Genomic DNA, 855 nt, shown 5'->3' with positions numbered 1-855 from the left:
CTAGGCTCAGGACCCATTAATCGCTTGGAGCGACGCGGCGGGGCGTGATTCTGGGTGTGGTGGAGGTGCCACCATGCCCACGCCGCCGTTCCTGCTGTCCACTGGCCAGATGCGGCGGCTTTCGCCGCACTTCCCACTCTCGCACGGCATGCCGCGGGTGGATGACCGGCGGGTGCTCAGCGGGATCATCTACGTCATCCGCCATGGCCTTCAGTGGCGCGATGCGCCCACCGCCTACGGTCCGCACAAGACCCTCTACAACCGCTTCATCCGGTGGAGCCGCATGGGTGTCTTCGATCGGATCTTCGCCGCCCTTGCTGCTCAGGATGGCCCGCCTGGGCGGCTGATGATCGACAGCACACACCTCAAGGCGCATCGCACCGCCGCCAGCCTGCTCCAAAAGGGGCTTTTCCCCGCTGTATCGGCCGTACCAAGGGCGGCCTGAACTCCAAGCTCCATGCCGCTTGCGACGGGCAAGGCCGGCCCATCGTGCTCCTTCTGACCGAAGGCCAGGCCAGTGACCATCGCGGTGCCGCTCTCATACTGCCGCAGTTACAGGTCGGGGCATGCGAACTGATCGCCGATCGTGGCTACGACAGCGCCCGCTTCCGCGACGCCCTGACCATGCGAGGCATCGTGCCCTGCATTCCATCGACGCGTAGCCGCAAACTGCCAATCCCGCACGACGCCCTGCTCTATCGCCAACGCCACCACATCGAGATCATGTTCGGCAGGCTCAAGGACTGGCGTCGCATCGCCATGCGCTACGATCGCTGCGCACACACCTTCTTCAGCGCCATCACCCTCGCCGCCACCGTCACCTTCTGGCTCGGTCAATGAGTCCTGAGCCTAGCT

The 855-nt window shown here is 65.0% G+C and carries 1 protein-coding gene; it reads left to right on the top strand.

The window, feature by feature from the left end:
* Nucleotides 1-73: 73 nt before the first annotated feature.
* Nucleotides 74-840 (top strand): IS5 family transposase gene (locus GWK15_RS25565; protein WP_168044436.1). Its coding sequence is split into 2 segments (ribosomal slippage): nucleotides 74-410 and nucleotides 410-840, totalling 768 coding nucleotides; the frame shifts between segments, so codons are not numbered across the junction.
* Nucleotides 841-855 lie beyond the last annotated feature (15 nt).

Origin of the sequence: Neoroseomonas oryzicola (assembly GCF_012163135.1) — a bacterium.
In the GTDB taxonomy this organism is placed as follows: domain Bacteria; phylum Pseudomonadota; class Alphaproteobacteria; order Acetobacterales; family Acetobacteraceae; genus Neoroseomonas; species Neoroseomonas oryzicola.
Note: the sequence above shows the minus strand (reverse complement) of the source record. Positions and strands in the feature narration are given on the sequence as shown.